18 protein-coding genes are annotated in these 22,940 nt (G+C 53.4%); 8 read left to right on the plus strand and 10 right to left on the minus strand.

What is annotated here, in order from left to right; genetic code table 11:
* The first annotated feature begins 34 nt into the window (after positions 1-34).
* Entirely contained in the window at positions 35-1,069 is a 1,035-nt protein-coding gene (locus GN111_RS12395) for a glycyl-radical enzyme activating protein (protein ID WP_170302247.1), read from the plus strand.
* Positions 1,070-3,430: 2,361 nt separating this feature from the next.
* Here GN111_RS12395 and GN111_RS12400 read toward each other — a convergent pair.
* Positions 3,431-4,264, minus strand: coding sequence for a mechanosensitive ion channel family protein (locus GN111_RS12400; protein WP_155304045.1), 834 nt, complete (start codon positions 4,262-4,264; stop codon positions 3,431-3,433).
* A 356-nt stretch (positions 4,265-4,620) separates the two neighbouring features.
* On the opposite strand from GN111_RS12400, the gene GN111_RS12405 reads away from it, so the two are divergent.
* Positions 4,621-5,244, plus strand: coding sequence for a site-2 protease family protein (locus GN111_RS12405; protein ID WP_155304046.1), 624 nt, complete (start codon positions 4,621-4,623; stop codon positions 5,242-5,244).
* Here GN111_RS12405 and GN111_RS12410 read toward each other — a convergent pair.
* The 3 genes from GN111_RS12410 to GN111_RS12420 all read right to left on the minus strand — a co-directional run bounded on the left by GN111_RS12410 (position 5,221) and on the right by GN111_RS12420 (position 7,846).
* A complete protein-coding gene (locus GN111_RS12410) occupies positions 5,221-6,546 on the minus strand; it encodes a HAMP domain-containing sensor histidine kinase (protein WP_155304047.1) in 1,326 nt (441 codons plus the stop codon). The two genes, GN111_RS12405 and GN111_RS12410, sit on opposite strands and share 24 nt — an antisense overlap.
* Positions 6,527-7,234 (minus strand): response regulator, encoded by a 708-nt coding sequence (locus GN111_RS12415; protein ID WP_155304048.1) that lies wholly within the window; start codon positions 7,232-7,234, stop codon positions 6,527-6,529. Before GN111_RS12415 ends, GN111_RS12410 begins: the two co-directional genes overlap by 20 nt.
* Positions 7,235-7,387: 153 nt before the next feature.
* The gene (locus GN111_RS12420) at positions 7,388-7,846 is read right to left on the minus strand and encodes a Spy/CpxP family protein refolding chaperone (RefSeq protein ID WP_155304049.1); all 459 of its coding nucleotides are present in this window, start codon (positions 7,844-7,846) and stop codon (positions 7,388-7,390) included.
* Between the two features lie 352 nt (positions 7,847-8,198).
* On the opposite strand from GN111_RS12420, the gene GN111_RS12425 reads away from it, so the two are divergent.
* Both GN111_RS12425 and GN111_RS12430 read left to right on the plus strand, forming a co-directional pair.
* Positions 8,199-8,717, plus strand: a complete 519-nt coding sequence (locus tag GN111_RS12425) for a cache domain-containing protein (protein ID WP_170302248.1) — start codon at positions 8,199-8,201, stop codon at positions 8,715-8,717.
* A gap of 16 nt (positions 8,718-8,733) precedes the next feature.
* Positions 8,734-11,430 carry a PAS domain S-box protein gene (locus tag GN111_RS12430; protein WP_155304051.1) on the plus strand — a complete coding sequence of 899 codons (2,697 nt, stop codon included), beginning with the start codon at positions 8,734-8,736 and terminating at the stop codon, positions 11,428-11,430.
* A gap of 210 nt (positions 11,431-11,640) precedes the next feature.
* Here GN111_RS12430 and GN111_RS12435 read toward each other — a convergent pair whose 3' ends face one another.
* From GN111_RS12435 to hcp, 4 genes are all read right to left on the minus strand, one after another.
* The gene (locus GN111_RS12435; protein WP_155304052.1) at positions 11,641-12,948 is read right to left on the minus strand and encodes an NAD(P)/FAD-dependent oxidoreductase; all 1,308 of its coding nucleotides are present in this window, start codon (positions 12,946-12,948) and stop codon (positions 11,641-11,643) included.
* Between the two features lie 194 nt (positions 12,949-13,142).
* Complete coding sequence (locus GN111_RS12440; protein ID WP_155304053.1) at positions 13,143-13,880, minus strand: ATP-binding protein; 738 nt, start codon at positions 13,878-13,880, stop codon at positions 13,143-13,145.
* 8 nt (positions 13,881-13,888) lie between these two features.
* On the minus strand, positions 13,889-14,617 hold the full coding sequence (locus GN111_RS12445) for an HD domain-containing protein (protein ID WP_155304054.1): 729 nt from the start codon (positions 14,615-14,617) through the stop codon (positions 13,889-13,891).
* A gap of 204 nt (positions 14,618-14,821) precedes the next feature.
* A complete protein-coding gene (hcp, locus tag GN111_RS12450; protein ID WP_155304055.1) occupies positions 14,822-16,450 on the minus strand; it encodes a hydroxylamine reductase in 1,629 nt (542 codons plus the stop codon).
* Positions 16,451-16,775: 325 nt separating this feature from the next.
* Here hcp and GN111_RS12455 point away from each other — a divergent pair, with 325 nt between their 5' ends.
* The gene (locus tag GN111_RS12455) at positions 16,776-17,471 is read left to right on the plus strand and encodes a Crp/Fnr family transcriptional regulator (protein WP_155304056.1); all 696 of its coding nucleotides are present in this window, start codon (positions 16,776-16,778) and stop codon (positions 17,469-17,471) included.
* Positions 17,472-17,481: 10 nt separating this feature from the next.
* Here GN111_RS12455 and GN111_RS12460 read toward each other — a convergent pair whose 3' ends face one another.
* Together GN111_RS12460 and GN111_RS12465 are read right to left on the minus strand one after the other, a co-directional pair.
* Positions 17,482-18,105, minus strand: coding sequence for a thiamine phosphate synthase (locus GN111_RS12460; RefSeq protein ID WP_155304057.1), 624 nt, complete (start codon positions 18,103-18,105; stop codon positions 17,482-17,484).
* Positions 18,106-18,118: 13 nt separating this feature from the next.
* Positions 18,119-18,526, minus strand: coding sequence for a hypothetical protein (locus GN111_RS12465; protein ID WP_155304058.1), 408 nt, complete (start codon positions 18,524-18,526; stop codon positions 18,119-18,121).
* 226 nt (positions 18,527-18,752) lie between these two features.
* Between GN111_RS12465 and eno the strand changes: the two genes are divergently transcribed.
* The 3 genes from eno to pyrG all read left to right on the plus strand — a co-directional run bounded on the left by eno (position 18,753) and on the right by pyrG (position 22,766).
* On the plus strand, positions 18,753-20,030 hold the full coding sequence (eno, locus tag GN111_RS12470) for a phosphopyruvate hydratase (RefSeq protein ID WP_155304059.1): 1,278 nt from the start codon (positions 18,753-18,755) through the stop codon (positions 20,028-20,030).
* Positions 20,031-20,131: 101 nt separating this feature from the next.
* Positions 20,132-20,959: a hypothetical protein gene (locus tag GN111_RS12475; RefSeq protein ID WP_155304060.1), complete on the plus strand. Its 828-nt coding sequence runs from the start codon at positions 20,132-20,134 to the stop codon at positions 20,957-20,959.
* A 151-nt stretch (positions 20,960-21,110) separates the two neighbouring features.
* Entirely contained in the window at positions 21,111-22,766 is a 1,656-nt protein-coding gene (gene pyrG, locus GN111_RS12480) for a CTP synthase (RefSeq protein WP_155304061.1), read from the plus strand.
* Positions 22,767-22,940: the final 174 nt, after the last annotated feature.

Raw genomic sequence — 22,940 nt, forward strand, 5'->3', positions numbered from 1 at the left:
CGAGTCCATCTTTTTAAACTTTTTAGAAGCGACAATGAGCAACCCGCCAGACAGTCCCACTCTCCACGAAGACGCACAGCCACGGCATGCGCATGGAGAAGATCAGTCCGAGAAACACGGTCTGGTTTTCAATATCCAGCATTTTACCATCCATGACGGGCCGGGCATCCGCACGGAAGTCTTTTTGAAGGGATGCGCGCTGAGCTGCAAATGGTGCAGCAACCCGGAAAGCATCAGCGCCAGGCAGGAGCCCGGCGTATACGCCTCACGCTGCATCGGCATCGACAAATGCGGGTATTGCCTCAAGGTTTGCAGCCAGTGCGACCAGGGGGTTTTTCTCAGCCATGACAACAAAATTACCGGGATCGATCCGAGGCTTTGCACCGGATGCATGCAGTGTGCGGATGAGTGTCCGGCCGATGCCATTGTGGTCTGGGGCAACAAAATGTCCGTCGAGGAGGTGATGGCCGAAATATTGGACGATCTGCCCTTTTACGAAAAATCGGGGGGCGGGGTTACGATTTCAGGTGGAGACCCGTTGATCCAGTGGCCGTTTACCCTGAAAATCCTGAAACAATGCCGGCACCACCAGATCCATACCTGCGTCGAAACCGAGCTTTACTGCAATCCGTCCATCCTGGACGCCATCTATCCCCATACCGATCTTGTCATTACCGACATCAAGCATATGAATTCCGACAGACATCGGCAATACACCGGGGTGGAGAACGCTCGGATTCTCGACAACATCTGCAAGACCGTCGAAATGGGAAAGGCGCTGATCATCCGCATACCGGTCATCCCCGGACACAACGACAGCCACGAAAATATCCGGGAAACCGCAACATTCATATCGGAGGAACTATCCAACCAAGTGATGCAGGTTCAACTGCTCCCCTACCGTCCTTTAGGGCTTGAAAAATACGCATCCTTGAATCGGAGTTATCCTCTTTCTGATCTGCAAGCCTATGATATTCGGAAACAAAAAAAAGAGCTGGACCATCTGGTTGAATTGATGTGCCTGCAAGGCGTTCCCGCTGTTGTCGGCAGCAGCACTCAAATTGTGTAAGGAACGTAGGTTTTCAACATTAAAGAGGGTCGATCAAGACCTTTTTAGCTGCTTATTTTAGCTCTTTCTTCTAAACCTCAAGTTTATTGCAGGCGAGCCCATTTCATTGAAGGATAGTACAGGTTTCAGAGCAGCCCGGTTTCGTCGGATAGCCTGTACAAATCTTGAATCCCACAAAAATTGCGGAGGGGCTGCCAAAGGGCATCTATCACAACGATTGACAGGGATCGCGGACGCAAGGTACTCTCAATGAACTACCCCGCAGCAGAACTGACGGGGTATCAAAACAGCTCTAACTGTGCCTGTTGAATATTCGAAGCAAAGCTTCGGGGAATTTAACTCCAAGGGATTAAACGTCTTTCAACATAACTTGGTTTTGCTTGATTTTGGCTGAAAATTATATTGGATAGATAGGATATGCCCCTTGAATTGCACTATCTATATCTGAAATGAAGTTCCTATGAATGATAAAAATAAAATTTATCACTACCGATTATATTGCACAACAATTGTGGCAGTATTTCTTTTTCGTCCGTTACCTTTATATGCACATACCGGTGGAAGTTTAGGTGGCTTTGGTTTTATTATATTTTCTTTTTTTTCATTTTTTCTGCCTTTCTAAGCTCGCTATTTAAACGCATTCTCTATGTTCCTGCAAAAGAAAGAGGAATTATAAAAGATTTATCGACCTATATAATGATCGGCGAGTCTGCGTGCATAATATCTCTTTTCATTATTGCTGCAATCCTGGAATCAATTCTTGGTTTTTCATCCGGAGAATCTATCCTAATAATTTTTGCTGTCATTTATTTTATTTTGGCAATACTTATCAATTCATTCCTTTTTCAAAAGGAAAACCAAAAGTATTTTGATACAATCAAAAGTGTTCCTAATTTGTTAAATGCGACGTTAATTTCACTCTTTTCGCCGGGGATTTGTATTGTTATCATCATATTGGTTTCAACCTAATATGCCGAAAAAATTATTTCACAAAGGGCACCTACGCCCTCCGACAGTGGTAAGCGATGTTGCTACCACAAACTTATCAAAGGACAAAGAAGTTGGGTCATGACCGACTTTTTGCCTTTTAACAGAATACGCACCCCATAGGATTAAGTGGCTTCAGGTAAATAAGTAGATAGAGCGATGCAGATACTTCCGACAAACCTGTTAGCCAGGAATGCTTGGAATTTGGTCGATCTATATGGGATCAAGCCAAATTTGAGAGTCGAGTATTGCACTTTGTATCGGTGCAAAACAGCTATCGCCTGGGTTTACTGAAATAATCTGCACTCTGATATGAAAAAGGCAGCTAAAAATTGTCAAGTGGCCTTTATATTTTAGTATCTACTTGAAATGTTTGGTAATAGTGTTTATTTTAACAATTTTTTCTTAGTTCCCTGGATAAGTTGACATTATCTATCGAACGAGTACCGCAGTTTTATTTTTATATAATACCAATATGTTAAAACGTTTTTAATGGTGACTTTTAATCGTGGCACGTAAAATAGGCGACTATATACCCACCCTAAATTGGACGTAAAGTAGAAGATTTTTGTAAAAGATGAAAAAAGGCAAATAATGGCGAAATTCTTTAAGGTTACGATATTATGTGGCATTTTTCCAACTTGAAGGAATTTTTAAAGAGAAGGAACTATATTTGCAGGCTTAGAATACGGTTGGATGGCACGTAAAATAGACGTCTAAGTAGTATCAATGTTATATATAGAAAAAATTTGAGAAATTGACTTGTGACTAAGAACAAAGGAATATATTATTTAGCTATTATTCTTTATGCAATTTTTTCATTTTTACTTCTGTTATCTTATAATGAAAAAGTATTGATTGGTAACTATTATATTTATGTTTCAAGAAATGGCAATTTTTACTATGGCCTAATAAGTTTTTTTCTTGGCTACTACATTTTTCTTGAATTACATTATGGAGAAAGCTCTTATTTCAAAAAAAGCAATCCTAATAGTCGCGATCTATTTTTTGCTTTTTTTGGTTCATTTTTATTGATATTGACTGTTGTTATCACAGCTAAGAGTCTTTTTGTTTTGGCCTATTTTACAATTTTTGGATCTCTTATAACTCTCATTTTCTCATGGACCTTTGGATTGATAAAATCCCGTTAAAAAATTTTTGAATTTATAATCTCATGCTTTACGCGGATTATGGCTTCGCTGCCGATCTGCCACATCCGGTAAGCATGGCCGTTATCACAAAATCCCTATAATTACAGATTAGGTCTATCTATCGCAGCTCTTTCATTCCAACCAAAACGTTTGTTACGTATAGCAATACCATATCTTCAACGCTGCAATCTTTTGAATTGTTCCCGGCATACTCTTCAATGTTTCAGGATGCATTTTCGTTGACAAGAATGACCTTGCGGTGCGGGAAGGGGATTTCAATATTGTTAGCATCCAGGGCTTTTTTAACTTGTTCCGGTACGGAATAAAGCACATCGAAGTAGTGAGCACCGTCGCAGAACGGGCGTACGAGAAAATCCACCGAACTGTCGTTCAACGTTTCCACTTCGACGAAGGGCGCCGGGTCTTTCAGAATATGCGGATGATTGGCCAGGACTTCGTCGATCACCTTACGTGCCGCGTCCGTATTTTCACCGTATGCGATGCCGAAGTGCATGTCCACACCACGCACTTCGTGGTACGAGTGATTGATGATCTGCTCGCCCCAGATCTGGCTGTTCGGAATAATAATTTTCTGGTTGTCGAAGGTTTGCAGGATCGTAGTGAACATATCGATTTCCGTTACCTTGCCAAAACGGCCGGCCGCATCGATAAAATCACCCACCTTGTAAGGACGAAATATCAAAAGCATCAAGCCCGCGGCCAGGTTCGACATCGCCCCCTGAAGCGCGAGCCCCACCGCAATACCTGCCGCACCGAGCAAAGCTACGATCGAGGCTGTCTGCACACCGAAACGATTGAGTATGGCAATAAAGACAAAGGCGAGGACTACGTAACGGGCGACACTGCCTAGAAAACGAAACAGCGTATCGTCGAGTCTATCGTATTTTTTGCTGATACCAAGGACCAGATTGTAGATTCGATTGGATATCCAGATGCCAATCAGGAGGATGAGGATAGCGAGGAGAATGTTTGTCGCCCATTGGATGACGATGGGCATGTATTGAGAAATATTGATTTGTTCCATGGTTTCTTTCATAAAGTCAGTCCTTTTTCGTTTGGCTTCGGGTCTCGGTTATACAGTGCTATGACCAGTGTGGATCAGGTATCACGTCCTTATCGCCAACAGATGGGGATTCAATTTAACCTATTGTAAATTTTTTAAATATTACTAAAAGTGCCATCTGGCAAAAAATGAACTTATAAACGATAATCCGAAAAAGCAACCGGGAAAAAGTAACGAAACCTTACCACCATGTTGATCGAATCACAGATAGATTGAGACCTCTACACGACAGAAGCGGACAATCCACAAAAATCGTTTCGCTCCCTGAGCGCATGATGGTATAGGGGGGCATCGTTAAAAACCGTGTTGAGCGCTAAAAGGAAATCGGAATGGATATCGGATTGATTCTGCTGCAGGTCGTAGCCCTGTTCATGGCCCTGACCTTTCATGAATTCGCCCACGGCTGGGTGGCCCGGCGCCTGGGCGACCGAACGGCAGAAACCCAGGGCCGCCTGACCCTGAACCCCAAGGACCACATCGATCCTTTCGGCACCATTCTTCTGCCGGCCCTGCTGATCCTGATGAAATCCCCGGTGGTTTTCGGCTGGGCCAAGCCGGTGCCCATCAATCCGCGCAACTTCAAGGATCCCCGGCGGGGCATGATGTGGTCGGCCCTGGGCGGTCCGCTGATCAACCTGTTTCTGGCCTGCCTGCTGGCCATTGTCTTCAAAGCCCTGCTGATGGTTGGGGTCAATATTCGGGGACTACTGATCTTTCTGCTCATCGCCATTCAGCTCAACGTATTTCTGGCGGTCTTCAACATGATCCCCATCCCCCCCTTGGACGGCGGCCGGGTGCTGGTCGGTTTGCTGCCGCCGAAACAGGCCTATGCCTACAGCCGCATCGAGCCCTACGGCTTCATGATCGTCCTGGCCTTGATGTACTTCAACGTGCTGGACCGGTTCGTCTTCTACCCGATCCAGATGATTTTACGATTGTTGGGAATCGGCTGACCGGGGCAACGATACGGTTGCCGTCGTGCCTTCACCCGGGGTGCTGGCCAAATCGATGCTCCCACCGTGGGCATCCACGATGGCCTTGCACAGGCTGAGGCCCAGGCCGTAGCCGCCGGTTTTTCGTGACCGGGAAAGATCCGGCCGGTAGAAGGGCTCGAACAGATGGGACAGCTCCGAAGCGGGAATCCCCTCGCCCTTGTCTGCCACGACGATGTCGATCCAATCCTGCCTGGTTGCTACGGCAATGGACACCGCCGATCCGTCTTCGGGCGTGTGCTTCAGGGCGTTTTCCAGCAGATTGCGCAATACGGTCTTGATTTTCTCGGGATCGACCACGGCCGACACTTCAGCCAATTCACCGATGACCACCCCCGGCTTGATGTCTGCAAATCCAGCCACAAGGGAGCGGATCAGTTCGCCCATATCCACGGATTCGAGGTTCAGCACGGCAGCGGCATGGCGCATTCTGGCCGATTCCAGGATGCTGGTGATCATGGCTTCGATTTCGGCCAGGTCGCTGCTTAAAGACTCCCGCATTTCCGTATCCTTGAGAAATTCCAGCTGCACCTTCAAACGGGTAAGCGGGGACCGGAGTTCGTGGCTGACGTCCAACAGCAATTGCTCCTTGCTGCGCAGCAGGCGGTCCAGCCTTTCGGCCATGGCGTTGAAGGCGTCGGCCAGATCGCAGAACTCACCGGCACCGGACCGGGGAATGCGATGGTCCAATTTTCCCTTGCCGGCCTGATCCACGCCTGCCTTGAGGGTACGCAAGGGGTTTAGTGTTCGGCGGATAAACCAATAGGCACCGCCGAGAATGAGGGCCAACGTTAGTGCCATACCGGCCAGAATCCAACCCGCCTCTTCGCCGTGACGCACATCCCGAGGGGCGATGAAAGTCAGTTCGCCGCCGCCATGGAAGATCCGAACAAAATGATGCCCCTTTGAACTTCCCACCCATATGCCGGGGGAGCGCTGGCGCACCCACGCCCGATTCGGATTGAAAAATCGCGGCGGCGGGCCGGTTTGCCAACTCCCATCCTCATGTGCGTAGGATATCGTCATACCGGTGCGGCGGGCGATTTCGAGGGCACGCGCCTCATCCGGCGGGACGCCGAGATCGTCGGTCAGGTATTCGACGTACAACAGCAGGTTACGCTCCAACGCACCTTTGCTGTGCACCCGGATCGCGATGAAACCGACGATCACCGTGAATGTAATGGCCATTCCGGCAATGAGGGTGACGATCAAAAGGCGGGTGAAAACAGAATGAAACAGGCGTTTAGCGGGTCGCAGCGTCATCGTCCGACTCCTGGCCCACAAACATGTAACCGGTTCCCCAAATGGTTTTGATGAACTGCGGGTGTTTGGGATCGTCCCCCAGCTTCTGGCGCAGGCGGCTCATGGTGATGTCCACCACCCGGTTGAAGCATTCGCTGTCGATGCCGCGTAAGGTCTGCATGATCTCATCGCGGTCCAGGGTCCGGCCGGCATGCCGAACCAGCAGATCCAGCGCGGCGAATTCGGTGGTTGTCAGGGACACCTCCCGGCCATCCATGAAAACACGGCGGCGGTGAAAGTCCATGGTCAATGCTCCGAAGCGCCGCAGCCGGTCTTCTCCGGTGTGCCTGGACCGGCGCAGCACGGCCTGGATGCGGGCCACCAGTTCGCGGGGTTCGAAGGGTTTGGGCAGGTAGTCGTCGGCGCCCAGTTCCAGCCCCACCACCTTGTCCGTGACGTCTCCCCGGGCAGTAAGCATGATGATGGGCACGGCACTGAATTCACGGATGCGCTTGCAGACATCGAAGCCCGACATGCCGGGCAGCATGACATCCAGGATGATCAGATCCGGCGCGACCGTACGGATTTTTTTCAGGCCCTCGTCGGCATCCGCGGCCGAAAAGACGTCGTAGCCGAAGTCCTTCAGAAAGCGCTTGAGCAGACGATTGAGCTTTTCGTCGTCATCGATGACAAGAATCGTAAAGGCCATGGGAATGACTTTCTTCTGTGGTTCGCCAGCTTGCCACTTTGGGTAGCATTTTTCAGGATGAAAAAAAAGCGCCGCATGCCGCCAGCAGCATCCGGCCGGGCAAGGGCGCACCGGTGCGGGAGCCATCGCACCGAAACGCCCTTACCTTTTTGGCTATCGCCAACCGAACCGGCAGACGCCGGACGCGCGATCTTCGATCCGTTCGGCGATCTTTTCCCGCTGCTCGGGGGTCAATGTCGCATGGAAAGCAATCAACCGTTCGGCCACGAAATCGGCCATTTCTTTAAATTGCAAAATCTTTTCGTCAATTTTCTGGTCTACGATATCCCTGTCGATGACCTCCTGACGCACCATATCGGCCAACCCCTGAAGCCGGGTCTCACGATCCGCGTGCATGGCCTTGGCCTTGTCGGCGATCTCTCCTGCGATTTGCTCCAGATCGGCCTTTTGGACTTCGGTCAGATCCAGACGGGCGGAGATGCGGTCGGTGACCGCCGCAAGGTCGAACTCGTCGAAATTGCCCGGGCAATGCCCGTGCTTGCAGGCGGCCACGCCAAAAACGAGAAATAACGCGGCCAGAGTACCAGTGATTAAAATGATTTTTTTCGGCATGATGTCCTCCTTGGATATTCCAGGTTTGGTTTTGTTGGAATGCTGGCGCCATCGTTGGCGGAACTGTATTCCCGGAAAGGAAAAAGTGCTTTTCAGAGGGGTATCGCTTTGTAACAAATTGTCGCGGCGCGGTTCCGGTTCTGACGGCCGCCGAAGCCATCTGCCAATAATTTCGACAGCCACGCCATTATCATTCTTAAGTCCCTGTCAGAACAACCGAATAATAATAAATGCGCACCCCGTTAATCGAATCGCATAGAACGGTGTGCGATAAATGGCGGCCGCTCCGTGGCCATGTATCCTTTGCATCCATCAACCCATCCTGCCGAGACGAGAACAAGGGATGGCCAAAATGAACTATCTTGCAAAATGGCTTTTGGTATTTCTGGCAATTGGCTTCGGTCCGTTTTCCACGTCCATGGCCCAGGAAAGCGAAATCCTCTCGCCCGTTGCCCAAAAAGCCCGGGCGATTGTCGAGGCGGCCTGCGATTATATAGGCGCTCATTCGAATGACATGCCTGCCGTGCAACATGTTCTTCGAAACAATCCAAGGTTCTTTGACCGGAAAAACGCCCTTTATGTTTTTGTTCATCGCTATGATGCAGCCCGCAAGGAGGCCATCGTCTGTGCGCATGGAATCCGTCCCGAATTGATCGGTAAAAACATGTGGAATTTGAGAACCCCGAACGGCCGGCTGCTTTTCCATGAAATTGCCCGCCTGGTCGAAAAAGATGGCGAGGGGTGGATCGAATACGACTGGTTGAATCCTTTCGCCGATCGATTGCAGACCAAGCTTTCTTATGTAAAGAGAGTTCTCCTCGGAGACGGCCGCAAGATCTGGGTTGGATGTGGATTATGGAAGGAAAACTGACGGGAGGAATACCGGTTTGTCCATAAGAAAGAAAATCATCACCACAGGCGCGGCTATTTTTCTTGTTTTCGTCTGTCTTGCCCTGATGAATATCTGGACCCACCGGGCGGTTCTTTCCAATCAGCAGATTCGCGATGCCGTCGACAAACGACTATCCGACATCGAAGAATTCGAAAGGTGGAAGAACACAGCCATCCAAATGGTCTCCGAAGCCGTTGCTACGGGCCATGTTCATACATATGCAAACGCACCGTTCAGTCCACCTGTCGGTCCATTCGTTCAAGAGGGTGCACTCATAGAGAAAGCCGGAAAATCCCTGATCGGCCTTATCGTGGAAAAAGAGAGCACCTCCGGGAAAATAGAGAAGACCTTTGAACGGTTGCGAATAGAAATCAACGATCTGTACTACCGTTTGGATGAGAGGATCTCAACGGTACTGGCCAAGGCGCAATTCGATCAGGTATTGGGGCAAGAAGCTTCAGAGCAGAACGCATTGGCGCCGTATGTGTTGAAAAGCCTCAACCAGTTGACCCTGGTTTTTCAGAACAGTCTCATCTCCAGGAATTTTTCAGAAGAAGACAGGGGCTTGGTGGCAAAGAACCAGCGATTCCTTTCATCCCAACTGCATCTGATAGACCCGGATGGGACCATCGGCGCCCTGTTCGAAAAGCTGTTCGATCGATTTAAAACCCTGGATGCATTCATTCTGGAGTCGAGAACGTCATTGGAAGGGTTTGACACCCGGATCGAACAGGCGAAGGCCGCTTTTGAAAAGGCGGTTGAAAGCACTGAAGTTCAATCCATGGCTGCCAGCGCTCAATCCGACCTCGACGAGGCCAACAGAAGGCTTGAGGAAGCCAGCGGATTGAACCTCACCGTTGTTGTCGTTTTTCTGTTTTTCGTGCCTCTCTTTTTGATTACCATCGGCATTTTCGGGCTGGACACGATCATTGTCGATCCCATCACCGCGCTTATGAAAGCCATGAAACACGTGGAAACCGGCAATTTCGACGTTACCGCTCCGGTGGGTGCCCAGGATGAAATCGGCAAATTGGCAAACGCGTTCAATGTCATGGCAAAAGAGATCAATACCAAGATTGCCGAAATGACGCACTTGAACCACGTCCTTCAAAAGAGCGAGGAAAAGTTCCGGCTCTATATGGAAAATACTCACGATGGTGTCCTGATTGTGGACGACGATTTCAAATTTGAATACGTCAACTCGCAAATGAGCCATATTCTGGGATATCCCCTGGAAGAAATCATCGGGCAGGACTACAGGTATTTTATCGACGAAGAAAGCGTCCGCCTGGTTGCCGAGCGCCATCGGCTCAGACGAAAAGGCGTAGACGTCCCATCCCGATACGAATTCACCATCGTGCGCAAAAATGGCGAAAAAAGGAATGTGCAAATCAGTGTCGGTGTCACGAAAGATTCCAATGGGAATGAAAAATCGGTCGGCACCCTGTTGGATACCACCGATCGCAAAATCGCGGAGCAGGAAGCGCAGCACTTGCGCAATCAACTGATCAATATCATCAACTCCATGCCTTCCATCCTGGTTGGCGTGGACAGCGACGGCAACGTCACCCAGTGGAACAAGACTACTCAACGATGTACGGGTATCAGCGCTTCGGAAGCTGTAGGGAAATCCCTTCCCGAGGTGTTTCCGCAGATGGCCTCCGAGATGGAGAAAATTAAAAAAAGCGTCGAAACGAAAGAGATTATTCAGGAACTCAGCCGACCCGGTTTTCTGGAGGACGACAGCGGCTACGAGGATCTGACCATTTATCCGTTGACATCCAACGGCGTCCAGGGCGCCGTGATTCGGATCGATAACGTCACGGAAAAAGTCCGCATGCAAGAAATGATGATCCAGAGCGAAAAAATGCTGTCTGTAGGCGGGCTCGCCGCGGGCATGGCTCATGAGATCAACAACCCTTTGGCCGGCATGATCCAGACCGCCGGTGTCTTAAAGAACCGGCTCTCCCGGCCGGACCTGCCGGCCAACTGCGAGGCCGCCGATTCGGCCGGCACCAGCATGCAGGCCATCGTCGCCTTCATGGATCGTCGCGGCATCCCGCGGATGCTGGACAACATGCTGACTTCCGGCCAGCGGGCCGCCGGGATCGTGTCCAACATGCTCAGTTTCGCCCGGAAGAGCGAATCGGCCTTTTCCACCCACAACCTTGTCGAACTGATCGATCAGACCGTGGATCTGGCCGGAAGCGACTATGACCTGAAGAAAAAATACGATTTCCGCCAGGTGGAGATCCAACGGCAGTACGCCTCGGATGTGCCGCCGGTGCTCTGCGAAGCCAGCAAGATTCAGCAGGTCCTGTTGAATCTGCTACGCAACGGCGCCGAGGCCATGCAGGAAATGGCGGGAAACGGAGACGGGTACCAACCGCGCTTCATCCTGCGGCTGAACCACGAAAAGGAAGCAGGCAAGGTGCGCATCGAGTTGAAAGACAACGGCCCGGGCATGGATGCGGCGACTTGCAAGCGCGTTTTCGAACCTTTTTTTACGACCAAGCCAACCGGAGAGGGTACCGGGTTGGGGCTTTCCGTTTCCTATTTTATCGTCACCGAAAACCATGGCGGTGAAATGAATGTTGAGTCCGCACCGGGTAAAGGGACAACGTTTATCGTTAAACTGCCGCTGGAGCCCAAAGAGCCGTTACGTCGTCACACCTCGCTTTTTGGTTCGTAAGTCACCATGCACTCATTTTGTCATATCCGCTTATCAATAATACTCAAACGGATCTTTTGTGTCATTCCCGCGAAAGCGGGAATCCAGAAATCCCATGACCTTCCTGGATTCCGGATCTTCACTACGCTTCGTCCGGAATGACGAACCTGGAAACCCGGCAAAAAACGGTAACTTGAGCTTTCAGAAGCCCCCTTTTCAAAAACCGGTCCGTCAACCGATCACCGAAAAGCTCGAGTCGGTATTAATTTCCCGGTTGCGGCTGTAAAAACCGACGTTGAGATTTCTCCGGGTGTACTTCAGATGAAACTGAACCGGATCCATATCGTGATCCTGGCCCTTTTCGCAGGCCTCGATTAATTCCGTCATCATGGCGCCGACCACCGGGGCGTTCTTGTATTGGTTGCCGCTGGTACCCACGGCCATGTAAAACCCCGGCAGGTCGGATTTATCGTAGATCGGAATCCAGTCGTCGCTGCAGTCGTATAAATCGACGACACCCTGGTACTGGTTGGGGATCGACAGGTTCGAAACCCGCATGGATTCCCGCATGACCATGCATTTATACTGGTCGGTAAAGTTGAGGTCGTAGTTGTCCGGATCATCCACCCATAAGCGGGGATCGCATTCGGGGTCCTCGCTGCCGATGAGAATATTGTTGCCGACTTCCGGGCGGGAATAACAGCCGACGTCGCCGTCGGAAAGCATGTAGCCGTCCCGCTCCCAGTCCAACCCCTCGGGGGCCGGTACATGGGCGACCTCCTGCTTCATGGGGCGGGTCTTGATGTTCATGGCGTCTTCGACGCCGGCCATGCAGTTGACAATGTGGGAATGGGGACCGGCCACGTTGACCACCACCGGCGCCTCGATCTGTGTGCCATTGGCCAGCTGTACACCGGCCGTGCGGCCGTCTTTTTTCAGAATTTCGGCCACCCGGGCATTGAAGAGAAATTCGGCACCTTTGGCCCGGGCCGCCACCATGAGGTTGTGGGTCGAGAGTTTGGGGTCGGAGATATAACCGGATTCGGGGACCCAGATCGCCCCTGGAATCGTTTCGCCGGTGGGCTGGCCGAATTCGGGGTCGTCCAGCCATTTCTGGGGAAAATAGCTGGACAGGTTCGCATTGGGCAGGTAGCGATGAATCTCCTCGGGTGGAACTTCCAGATAGCTGACGCCAAAATCGTCCAACGCCGCTTTCACCCGGGAAAGGTTATGGTTGACGGGCGTCTTGATGACCAGGGCGCCGACGTTTCGGTAGGCGGCCAACCCGTCGGGATCCCGCTTCTCCAGATATTTGGGCCAATCCAGCCAGTAATAATAGCCCTCTCGGGCCATGGCCACGCCCTCGGTGGTGGAGTAATGGAACCGGATAATGGCGCAGGAGCCGCTTGTGGATCCCATGCCGGCGTCGGCCAGTTTGTCCACGTTCAGGGTTTTGTACCCCCGTTTGGCCATTTCGAAAGCCACGGCGCATCCAATGACGCCCGCACCGATGATGACCGCATCAACCTTTTGATTCATCGCTCTCCTCCTTTGATAATTTCAATGGCCACTAATTAGACGATTCCTGCGCCAATGACAACCAAAGAGGAGCGCCTTTTTCCGATTCTGCTGCAAGCCGGTGCAGCCCCAAAAAACTATGCCGCATTTTTCTCAATTTAAAATGCGGCATAGATAACGAATTGGCAACAACAATCGCAGAAAGGGAAGATGTCTCACCGCTCTTCCAGAACCTCTCCTCGCGTGCTGATGGTCACCTGTTTGGAAGGCACCTGGACACCGGCCTTTTCCATCCCCTTTTTCACAATGCTGGGAAGGCCCGAGCAACAGGGCACTTCCATGACCACGGTGGTGACGCTTTTGATCCCGGCGGTTTTAAATATCTCGGCAAACCGGTCGATGTATTCCTGAGCGTCGTCGAATTTCGGGCAACCGACCATCACGGCTTTGCCGTCCAGATAATCCTGGTGCAGCGTGGGGAAAGCCACGGGCACGCAATCGGCCACCACCAGAAGATCGGCACCTTTCAAAAACGGCGCAGTGGGAGGAATCAATCGGATCTGAACCGGCCAATGCGACAGCGCGGATTCCGAACGGTCCATGGTTTTAGGAATATTGGCCTCCCGGCAGCCGCTTGCCGGGGCAAAACTCTGAATCTGGGTGGAGGGGCAGCCGCATGGCAGCTTCTCTTCCGTTGCATAGTCCTTTTGCTCCTCCAGATGTTTTTCCACGGCCGCTTCGTCAAAATCCTCGGCCTCGCGTTGGACGATCTTCAGGGCATTTTGGGGACAGTCTCCGATGCAGGCCCCCAGGCCGTCGCACAGGTTGTCCGAAAGCACCCTGGCCTTGCCGTCGATGATCTTCAGAGCCCCTTCCGCACAGGCGATGACGCAGTTTCCGCAGCCATCGCAACGCTCTTCGTCGATTTCGATGATTTTTCGGTTTACTCTCATGATTTCCTCTAATTGAGTAATGACCTGCGGGCCTCTTCTCTTCCCGCATCAGTCAGAAATTTTTTTGCGATAATGCTTTCGATCTTTTCGGGAGCGATGCCGTTTTCCTTCTTGGCGTCCTCCAGGTTGGCGATCAGGTCCGCATCGTAGAGCACTTTGAAGTTGAGGGTTTCTTCCTCGCGGGAGTGGTGATGGTGGCCGACGATGTCGCAGACTTCATCGACCAGCGGCGCCTTGGCCCCCAGCCGCTCCAGAATTTCGCGGGCCACCGCCGGACCTTCCTGCTCCTGATACCTGGCCGCGCTGCTGTCGTACTTTTTCTCGGCCAGAACGATGCCGATATCGTGCAGGTAGGCGGCACACAACACCACCGCCGGATTGCCGCCCTCGGCCCGGTTGATGCGTTCCGCATGGCGGGCCACCCGCATGGCATGACCGATGCGCCTGAAGTCGCTTTTGAAATAGCGCTTCATCTCGATGGCAACCCGGTCCTTGAGCAGATCTTCCTTCTGCTCCAAAAACTCCTCCGGCAGGGTGCCGATGCACTGCTCGGCATACTGACAATACGCCGCACAGCCGAAATCCATATTCGGATTGACGAAGCGATGCTGGCATTCGGGGCATTTGCGGGCCGTGTCATCCTTGAAGAACTCCACGCTGGCACCGCACTGCGGGCACGGCACCTCGTAAATGGCACCGGGCTTCCAGTAGAGGGTATCCTGTCCGGGACATTTCATGGCAGCGCTCCTTTACCGACCGTTTTCGGTTGCCGGCTGCCGGGGACTTTCCCCGACAGCCGTCTCTTTTAATTATAGGTTCGAATATAGATTTTTACAGGGTTTGAGATCGCGTTTTTTGGCAAGGCCAGAGGGAGGAAGCTGGTTTTGGCATACCGCGACGACCGATAACGCCGCCTAAAAACGCGATCCCGAAGCCTGGACTTAGCCCAAAATGGCCTTTAGATCCCCTTCTGCTGTCCCAATCGGCATGATGTTGAAATTCTTCACCAGCACATCCAGCACGTTGGGCGTAATGAATGCAGGCAGGCTGGGGCCCAGTCGAATGTCTTTTATCCCAAGGTGAAGCAGGGAAAGCAGGATCACACAGGCCTTCTGCTCGTACCAGGAGAGAATCATGGAAAGCGGCAGGTCGTTGACCCCGCACTCGAAGGCGTTGGCCAGGGCCACGGCGATCTGGATGGCAGAGTGGGCGTCGTTGCATTGGCCGATGTCCAGCAGGCGCGGAATGCCGCCGATGTCGCCCAGGTCCTTGTCGAAAAAACGGAACTTGCCACAGGCCAGGGTCAGCACCACACAGTCCTCGGGAACCTTTTCCACGAATTCGGTGTAGTAGTCACGCCCCGGTTTGGCGCCGTCGCAGCCGCCCACCAGGAAGAAGTGGCGGATGGCCTTGTTCTTGACCGCTTCGATCACCTGGGGAGCCACGCCCATGACCGCGTTTCTGGCAAAACCGACCATAACCTGCTTGCCGGGCACATCTTTCGTGAACCCGGGCAGTGCCATGGCTCGCTCGATGGCCGGGGTGAAATCCTTGTCGGCGATGTGGGTCACACCGGGCCAGCCCACCAGGCCGGTGGTGAAAATGTTGTCCTGATACGTTTCTCTGGGCTTCTGGATACAGTTGGTGGTCATGACAATGGCCCCGGGGAAAGCGGCGAACTCCTTGGCCTGGTTCTGCCACGCCGTTCCGTAATGGCCGTAGAAGTGCCCGTATTTCTTCAGTTCCGGATAGCCGTGGCAGGGCAGCATCTCACCGTGGGTGTACACGTTGATGCCTTTGCCCTCGGTCTGCTTGAGAATCGTCTCCAGGTCCTTGAGATCGTGGCCGGAAACCAGAATGGCCTTGCCCTTCTTCGCCCCTAAAGGTACGGCCGTGGGCACGGGATGGCCGTAGGTACCGGTGTTGCCGGCATCCAGCAGTTCCATGGCTTTGAGGTTCACCTCGCCGCATTTTAGCGCCAGGCCCACGTATTCGTCCGCGCCAAGGGTATCGTCGAGCGTGGCGGCCAGGCCTTCATAGATATAGGCATAGACGGATTCATCTTCCTGGCCCAGAATCCGGGCATGGTCGGCATAGGCGGCCAGGCCCTTGATGCCGTATACGATCAGCTCCCTTAAGGAACGGATATCCGGGTTGACCGAGGGATCGGCTTGGATGCCCACTTTCTCGCCCTGGGCCACCAGGCCGGCCTGATCGCCAGCCGGTGTAAAAGTCGCCGGACCGTCGGCAAAGGCCGCACTGCCGCCGGCCGCCTGGACCTTGGCCTTGAGGGCCTCGCGGTGTTTGACGGCCTCGTCGATCAGGGTGACGAAACGGGCCGGGTCGAAATCCACGTTGGTCAGGGTCGAAAAAATGGCCTCGCAGGCAAACTGGTTGACCGCAGGATCGCTGACACCGACCTTGGTGCCTTCCACTGCCACCTGGGCGATGCCCTTGGTTGCATGTATAAGAAGATCCTGAAGGGCCGCCACTTCGGGCTGTTTGCCGCACACGCCGATTTTGGTGCATCCTTCGCCTTTGGCCGTCTGTTCGCATTGAAAACAAAACATGATGTCTCCTCCTTGGTGTCGGTTGGTTACGATATGGCTTCGGTTGTTTGTTGCCGTTGTCATCGCTCTCTTTTCGTTTAGCGTTTGATTGCTTTTTACCGGTTCTTGATTCAAATGCCCTTGACCTGAGTCAAAATTTTCTATTTTTTTCATTTCCCTTTTGGGCGGCTGCCCTGCATGATCAAGGAAACCGCCTTGACTGGGGATAAGCATCCGGGCTATCGGTGAATGTCGAAAACACAAGATCTTTTGAAATAATCACCCAATACCGGCAGTTGCCGACCGGCGCAGGCCGAGGACAGGGCAGAAAGGAAGCCATCATCCAATGAATAAGAGCATTCACCGGGTTCTGTTGGCGGCGCCGCTCTTCAAGGGACTTTCGGAACAGCAGTTGGATGAAATCGGAGCCATCGCTATCGATAAGCCCTACCAGCGTGGAGAGTCCATCTTCATGGAGGGGGATGAGGGCAACGGCTTTTACATTGTCGCCGAGGGCCAGGTAAAAATTTTCAAGACCTCTCTGGAAGGCAAGGAGCAGATCCTGCACATCTACGGGCCGGGCAATCCCTTCGGCGAGGTGCCGGTTTTTTCCGGCTCCCGCTTTCCGGCCAATGCCATGGCCCTGGTCAAAAGCCGGATCCTGTTCTTGCCCAGGGATGCCTTCGTTCGGTTGATCGCCGAGCACCCCTCGCTCTCCATGAACATGCTGGGCGAGCTGTCCATGCGGCTGCGCCAGTTCACCGTCCAGATCGAAAACCTCTCCTTAAAGGAGGTTCCATCCCGCCTGGCCTCCTACCTGACGGTGCTGGCCGAAGAGCAGGGAAGCACGGACCGGGTGGATCTGACCATCTCCAAGGGGCAGTTGGCCAGCCTGCTGGGCACCATTCCGGAAACCCTTTCACGGATTTTTGCAAAAATGAGCGTTCAGAACCTGATCCGGGTGGACGGCAGGCAGATTCATCTATTGGACATGGCCGGCCTGGAAGACCTTTCTGTGGCCGGCAAGCTGGAGGAGGAGTGACAACGGCGGTTCAGCCGCAGGGCCGGAACCCTTGACGGCAAGCCGCCGAAAGCTGCCGCACGGTTTTCTCCGGGCAGCCGCCCGACCACACGGCCCCCAAAACGGCAACGCCCCAAAACCCCATGGCAGCGGCGGTGGCGATCCGCCGGCCGTCCACCCCGCCCAGGGCCACGACCTTGTGGCCGGTTCCGGAAAGAAAACGCTTCAATGCCCCAGTATCGAATGCAGCCAGGTAATCTTGTTTGGAAATGCTGTCGAAAATCGGACTGAGAAAAATGTAGTCGAACGCGAAGGCGTCCTGCGTGATGTCATCGATCCTATGGAAGGAGGAGGAAATGCTACAATCCGGCCGTTGTTGCCGGAGGGACTGAATCGTTCGCCAATCCTGTCGGCGCCGGCTTTCCGCAAAATGAACGCCCTTGAGCGCAAACTGGTCGATCAGGTCCGGGTGGCCGTGAACCATTATGCGGCCGTGCAGGCCGCCGGGAATCCGTTTCAGGTAGGCGACCAGTTTTTCGTGGCTGTATCCGGGTTTTCTCAGGTGAAAGACAGCCGACGACTGTTTTAAGATGCTGCCAACCACCCGGGGTTCGTCGAGGAACTCTTTGGGAGGTGAGATGACGATCAACTTCATTGCCGCGCCGCTTTTATTTTTTCTCCATCTTCTGCTTTAACTTCTTCTCGATCTCGGCAAACAAGTCCTGTTTCTTTTGTGCCTGCTGGGCCTTGATGGACGCCACCTTCTCCTGCATGACGTCCTTGCCCTGCTTGAATTTTTTCAGTTCCTGTTCCAGGCGGCTCTCTTCGGTGTTCCGGGGCAAATTTTCGATGGCCAGGTGATCGCCCACCACCAGCCGGTCCTCGAATCCGCTTTTGACCGTGTCGACAATGGCCAGTTCCTTGAGCCGGTTGAGCAGGTAGCTGCCCTTTTCGTCCGAATAGTCCAGCAGACGACAGACCGCCGCCAGAGACGGCGGTGCTCCCTCCCGGTGGTCGAGCACTCGCACGGCGGAGACAAACAGGTGGGCGGTGCTATACAAATCGTTCATTTTCATGGTGGTGGATTCCCGTTTTCCGGCATTGCGATTCAGACCCAATTTCTTGACATCAACTGACAAGGAGAGTAACATTTGCTTTTGAATTGTCAAGCGGCAACTGGCCTGCACTTTCCGGGGTCGATCAATCCTGAAACCACTATTATTCAAATAAGTTAATAGGGTATTGCACGGTATCGGCCGGCCGATGAAGACCGTGCGGTACACAGAATCGGGAGAGGAAACCATGACAGAAATTATCGATGTCACCGCAAGAGAAATCCTGGATTCCAGGGGCAACCCCACGGTGGAGGTGGAGATGATGCTGGCCTGTGGCGCCAGGGGCCGGGCGGCGGTCCCTTCGGGAGCTTCAACGGGAAAACGCGAGGCCCTTGAACTGCGCAATACCCGCGCCAAGCGTTACGGCGGAAAAGGGGTGGTGACGGCGGTGAAAAATGTCAACACGACCATTGCCGATGAGATCCGCGGTATGGATGCCGCCGATCAGATGACCCTGGATGCCTGCATGCTGGCGCTGGACGGCACGGCCAACAAGTCCAAGCTGGGCGCCAATGCCATCCTGGGGGCTTCCATGGCGGCGGCCCGGGCCGCGGCCAACGCCTTCGGCCTGCCCCTGTTTCGCTATCTGGGCGGCGTCAATGCACGCATTTTGCCGGTGCCCATGATGAATGTCGTCAACGGCGGGGCCCACGCGGCCAACAACCTGGACATCCAGGAGTTCATGATCGTGCCCTTCGGCGCAAAAACCATTGCCCAGGCCATCCAGATGGGCGCCGAAACTTTCCACGCCCTGAAAAAAATCCTCAAGTCCAAGGGATTGAGCACGGCCGTGGGAGACGAAGGCGGCTTCGCGCCGGACCTGAACTCCAACGAAGAAGCCCTGGGATTTATCATGCAGGCCATCGAGGCGGCCGGCTACACGCCCGGCAAGGACATGGGGCTGGCGCTGGATGTGGCGGCCAGCGAATTGTACGCCAAGAACAAATATGTTCTCAAAGGGGAGAACAAATCCCTGACGGCCCTGGAAATGGTCGACTACTTCGAGAATCTGGTCGAGAAGTATCCCATCTTGTCTATCGAGGACGGTCTGGCCGAGCAGGACTGGGAAAACTGGGCTGTACTGACCGAAAGGCTGGACGAATACATCCAGATCGTGGGCGACGATGTCTTCGTCACCAATCCTTCAATCTTCGCCAAGGGCATCGCGGATGGCATCGCAAACTCCATTCTCATCAAATTGAACCAGATCGGAACGGTCAGCGAGACCCTGGACGCCATCGAGATGGCCAAGCAGGCCGGTTACACAACGGTGATCTCCCACCGCAGCGGCGAGACCGAAGACGCCTTTATTGCGGACCTGGCCGTTGCGGTAAACAGCGGACAGATAAAAACAGGGTCCATGTCTCGGTCGGATCGCATTGCCAAGTACAACCAGTTGATCCGTATCGAAGAGGCCTTGGGCCAGGGAGCCCAGTTCGCACGGGATATTTTTGTCGGCGACTGATCGCCGTTTCTTAAATGGAGAATGCTACCCGCAATGGATCCGTGTCAATGATGACCATAATGAGGATAGGACCGAAGAGACCGGTATGGGCGGCCTGTCGCATGGCCGCCCTTTTCTTGTGGTTCACCGCAGTCGTCCAGCCGGTCCCATCCGATGCTTACGTCCTTGAAGGTCCCCACGTTCTGCAACTCACCGCCGAAGCCATGGGCACCATCGCCACCCTTGAGCTTGAGCAAAAATTGCTGATCTATCCGCAGACGCCGGAAACCGCGCCTGCCGTCTACGACGAAACCACCATTTACGCGATGCCCGAACGGTTCCGCTCGGACATCGTCTCCGGTACGATCCAGCGCACACATCTGGTGTTCGGCGATACATCCATCACGGTAATCGACGGCCGCATGTCGGTCGGCGGCGATCCCTTCGACACCTATCAGGAATTGCTGCGAGCCCGGACCCGATGGCGCCTGATGCGGACGCTCAACCGGTTGGGCGTGGAAACGGCCATTTGCAGTCTGGGGCGGGTGGACGAGACGGTGGTGTTCGTATTGGGGGCTCGGTATCCCGATGAATCGGCCTCTCAACTGGCCATCGACAAAACGACCTTTCTACCCGTCCGCCTGCTGCTGGTCGACCAAAAAACAGATGAAACCGGCAGCCGGCTGGAAATTTTCTACCGCGGCTGGAAAAAGCTTCAAAGCGGGTGGTTTCCGATGCAAGTACAATTTTACTTGGACGACCGCCTTGTCCGGGAGATCCGGGTGGCGAGCCTGCGCCTCAATCCCTCCATCCCGGCGGAAACGATGGATCCGGAAGCACTGAAGGCCTCGGTTGCCGCCAGCGCTCCTGAAACGCCCGGGGAACAAAAACAGCAGGCGGTCGAGGCGGTGCAGAAAGGAGTCCAGGATTTCAGGAAAAAATTTGAATAGCCGGTTTTCCAAAACAGGCAAATATGGTACACGCTTCGCAACTGAATCGTACTGAGCAAAATCGCCTGAAAAAGCTGCACGAAAAAACAAAACTGTTTATTTGACTCATATTTATTACATATTTGCATGAAACGAGGCCGAGGTTTGATCTATGGGGTATGACACCAAATATATTTTCGTTACCGGGGGAGTGCTCTCCTCTCTGGGCAAGGGACTGGCATCGGCATCCATCGGGGCCCTGTTGGAAAGCCGCGGGTTGAAGGTCACCATTCAGAAGCTGGACCCTTACATCAACGTGGATCCGGGCACCATGAATCCCTTTCAGCACGGGGAGGTTTTCGTCACCGACGACGGCACTGAAACCGACCTGGATTTAGGGCATTACGAGCGTTTCACCCACGCCAAGCTGGGCCAGGACAACAACTTCACCACCGGAAAAATTTACCACAGCGTCATCACCAAGGAGCGCCAGGGAGAATACCTGGGCGGCACGGTGCAGGTGATTCCGCATATCACCGACGAAATCAAGGAGAGCATTCGTAAGACCTCCGCGGACGTGGACGTGGTCATCGTCGAGATCGGCGGCACCATCGGCGATATCGAAAGCCTTCCCTTTCTGGAGGCCATCCGCCAGTTCAAAAACGACGCCGGCAAGGACAACGTCATTTACATCCATTTGACCCTGGTGCCCTACATCGGCACGGCCGGCGAGGTGAAGACCAAGCCCACCCAGCACAGCGTCAAGGAACTGCGCAGCATCGGCATCCAGCCGGACATCCTTTTGTGCCGCACCGACCGCCTGCTAAGCCCCGACATCAAGGCCAAGATCGCCATGTTCTGCAACGTGGGCCCCGACGCGGTCATCACGGCCAAGGACGTGGCATGCATCTATGAAGTCCCCCTTTGTTTCCACGAAGAGGGCCTGGACAACAAGATTGTCGAACTGCTCAACATCTGGACCCGTGCGCCCCGCCTGGAGGATTGGGAAACGCTGATCCGAAAGATGAACGAACCGGTTTACGAGGTCACCATCGCCATCGTCGGCAAGTACGTGGACCTTACCGAATCCTATAAAAGCCTCAACGAAGCCCTGATCCACGGCGGGATCCCCAGCCAATGCAAGGTCAACCTGAAATTCGTGGACTCGGAAACCATCGACGCCAGCTCCTGCAGCCTGAGCCTGGAAGGTGTGGACGGCGTGCTGGTTCCCGGCGGTTTCGGCTCCCGCGGCGTGGAGGGCAAAATCTGTGCGGCCCGCTACGCCCGCGAAAACAAGATCCCCTATTTCGGCATCTGTTTAGGCATGCAGATCGCCGTCATCGAATTTGCCCGACATCTGGCCGGGCTGGAAAAGGCCAACAGCACCGAATTCGATACGAATACCCCGCATCCGGTGATCTATCTTATGGAAGAGTGGTTCGACGACAAATCCGGCACCATTGAAAAACGGGACATCCACTCGGACAAAGGGGGTACCATGCGGCTGGGCGCCTATCCCTGCAAACTGGAAGCCGATACGGTGGCCCACCGCGCCTACGGCACCGAAACCATTTCCGAACGCCACCGCCACCGCTACGAATTCAACAATGCCTACATGGATCAGCTCAAGCAGGCCGGACTCAGGATCTCGGGCCTGGCCCCCTCCGGAGAGTTGGTGGAAATCGTGGAAATCGAAGACCATCCCTGGTTTCTGGGATGTCAGTTCCACCCGGAGTTCAAATCCCGGCCCATGACCCCCCATCCCCTTTTTCGCAGTTTTATCGCTGCAGCCCTGAAATACTCGGGCAACCGGGAGATTAAAAAATAAGCTTTCTGTTCCGGAATCGGAACTTCTGCACACATACAGGTTCAAGTCATCGGGTAGTAAACCTGAAGCCATAGCTGCCTGTAGCGTCTATCCTTCCTTAAAATATACTTCTTTGCCTTTTTTATTAAGTTCCCGCCGATTCCGTCGATAATGCAAGTGAACAATATTTATTTT

Source organism: Desulfosarcina widdelii (assembly GCF_009688965.1).
Classification (GTDB): Bacteria; Desulfobacterota; Desulfobacteria; order Desulfobacterales; family Desulfosarcinaceae; genus Desulfosarcina; species Desulfosarcina widdelii.

What these genes read in the sequence shown, in the direction of transcription:
- GN111_RS12395 (WP_170302247.1), top strand. Translation starts at nt 35, where the DNA reads ATGAGCAACCCGCCAGACAGTCCCACTCTCCACGAAGACGCACAGCCA.
- GN111_RS12400 (WP_155304045.1), bottom strand. Translation starts at nt 4,264, where the DNA reads ATGAAAGAAACCATGGAACAAATCAATATTTCTCAATACATGCCCATC.
- GN111_RS12405 (WP_155304046.1), top strand. Translation starts at nt 4,621, where the DNA reads ATGGATATCGGATTGATTCTGCTGCAGGTCGTAGCCCTGTTCATGGCC.
- GN111_RS12410 (WP_155304047.1), bottom strand. Translation starts at nt 6,546, where the DNA reads ATGACGCTGCGACCCGCTAAACGCCTGTTTCATTCTGTTTTCACCCGC.
- GN111_RS12415 (WP_155304048.1), bottom strand. Translation starts at nt 7,234, where the DNA reads ATGGCCTTTACGATTCTTGTCATCGATGACGACGAAAAGCTCAATCGT.
- GN111_RS12420 (WP_155304049.1), bottom strand. Translation starts at nt 7,846, where the DNA reads ATGCCGAAAAAAATCATTTTAATCACTGGTACTCTGGCCGCGTTATTT.
- GN111_RS12425 (WP_170302248.1), top strand. Translation starts at nt 8,199, where the DNA reads ATGAACTATCTTGCAAAATGGCTTTTGGTATTTCTGGCAATTGGCTTC.
- GN111_RS12435 (WP_155304052.1), bottom strand. Translation starts at nt 12,948, where the DNA reads ATGAATCAAAAGGTTGATGCGGTCATCATCGGTGCGGGCGTCATTGGA.
- GN111_RS12440 (WP_155304053.1), bottom strand. Translation starts at nt 13,880, where the DNA reads ATGAGAGTAAACCGAAAAATCATCGAAATCGACGAAGAGCGTTGCGAT.
- GN111_RS12445 (WP_155304054.1), bottom strand. Translation starts at nt 14,617, where the DNA reads ATGAAATGTCCCGGACAGGATACCCTCTACTGGAAGCCCGGTGCCATT.
- hcp (WP_155304055.1), bottom strand. Translation starts at nt 16,450, where the DNA reads ATGTTTTGTTTTCAATGCGAACAGACGGCCAAAGGCGAAGGATGCACC.
- GN111_RS12455 (WP_155304056.1), top strand. Translation starts at nt 16,776, where the DNA reads ATGAATAAGAGCATTCACCGGGTTCTGTTGGCGGCGCCGCTCTTCAAG.
- GN111_RS12460 (WP_155304057.1), bottom strand. Translation starts at nt 18,105, where the DNA reads ATGAAGTTGATCGTCATCTCACCTCCCAAAGAGTTCCTCGACGAACCC.
- GN111_RS12465 (WP_155304058.1), bottom strand. Translation starts at nt 18,526, where the DNA reads ATGAAAATGAACGATTTGTATAGCACCGCCCACCTGTTTGTCTCCGCC.
- eno (WP_155304059.1), top strand. Translation starts at nt 18,753, where the DNA reads ATGACAGAAATTATCGATGTCACCGCAAGAGAAATCCTGGATTCCAGG.
- GN111_RS12475 (WP_155304060.1), top strand. Translation starts at nt 20,132, where the DNA reads ATGGCCGCCCTTTTCTTGTGGTTCACCGCAGTCGTCCAGCCGGTCCCA.
- pyrG (WP_155304061.1), top strand. Translation starts at nt 21,111, where the DNA reads ATGGGGTATGACACCAAATATATTTTCGTTACCGGGGGAGTGCTCTCC.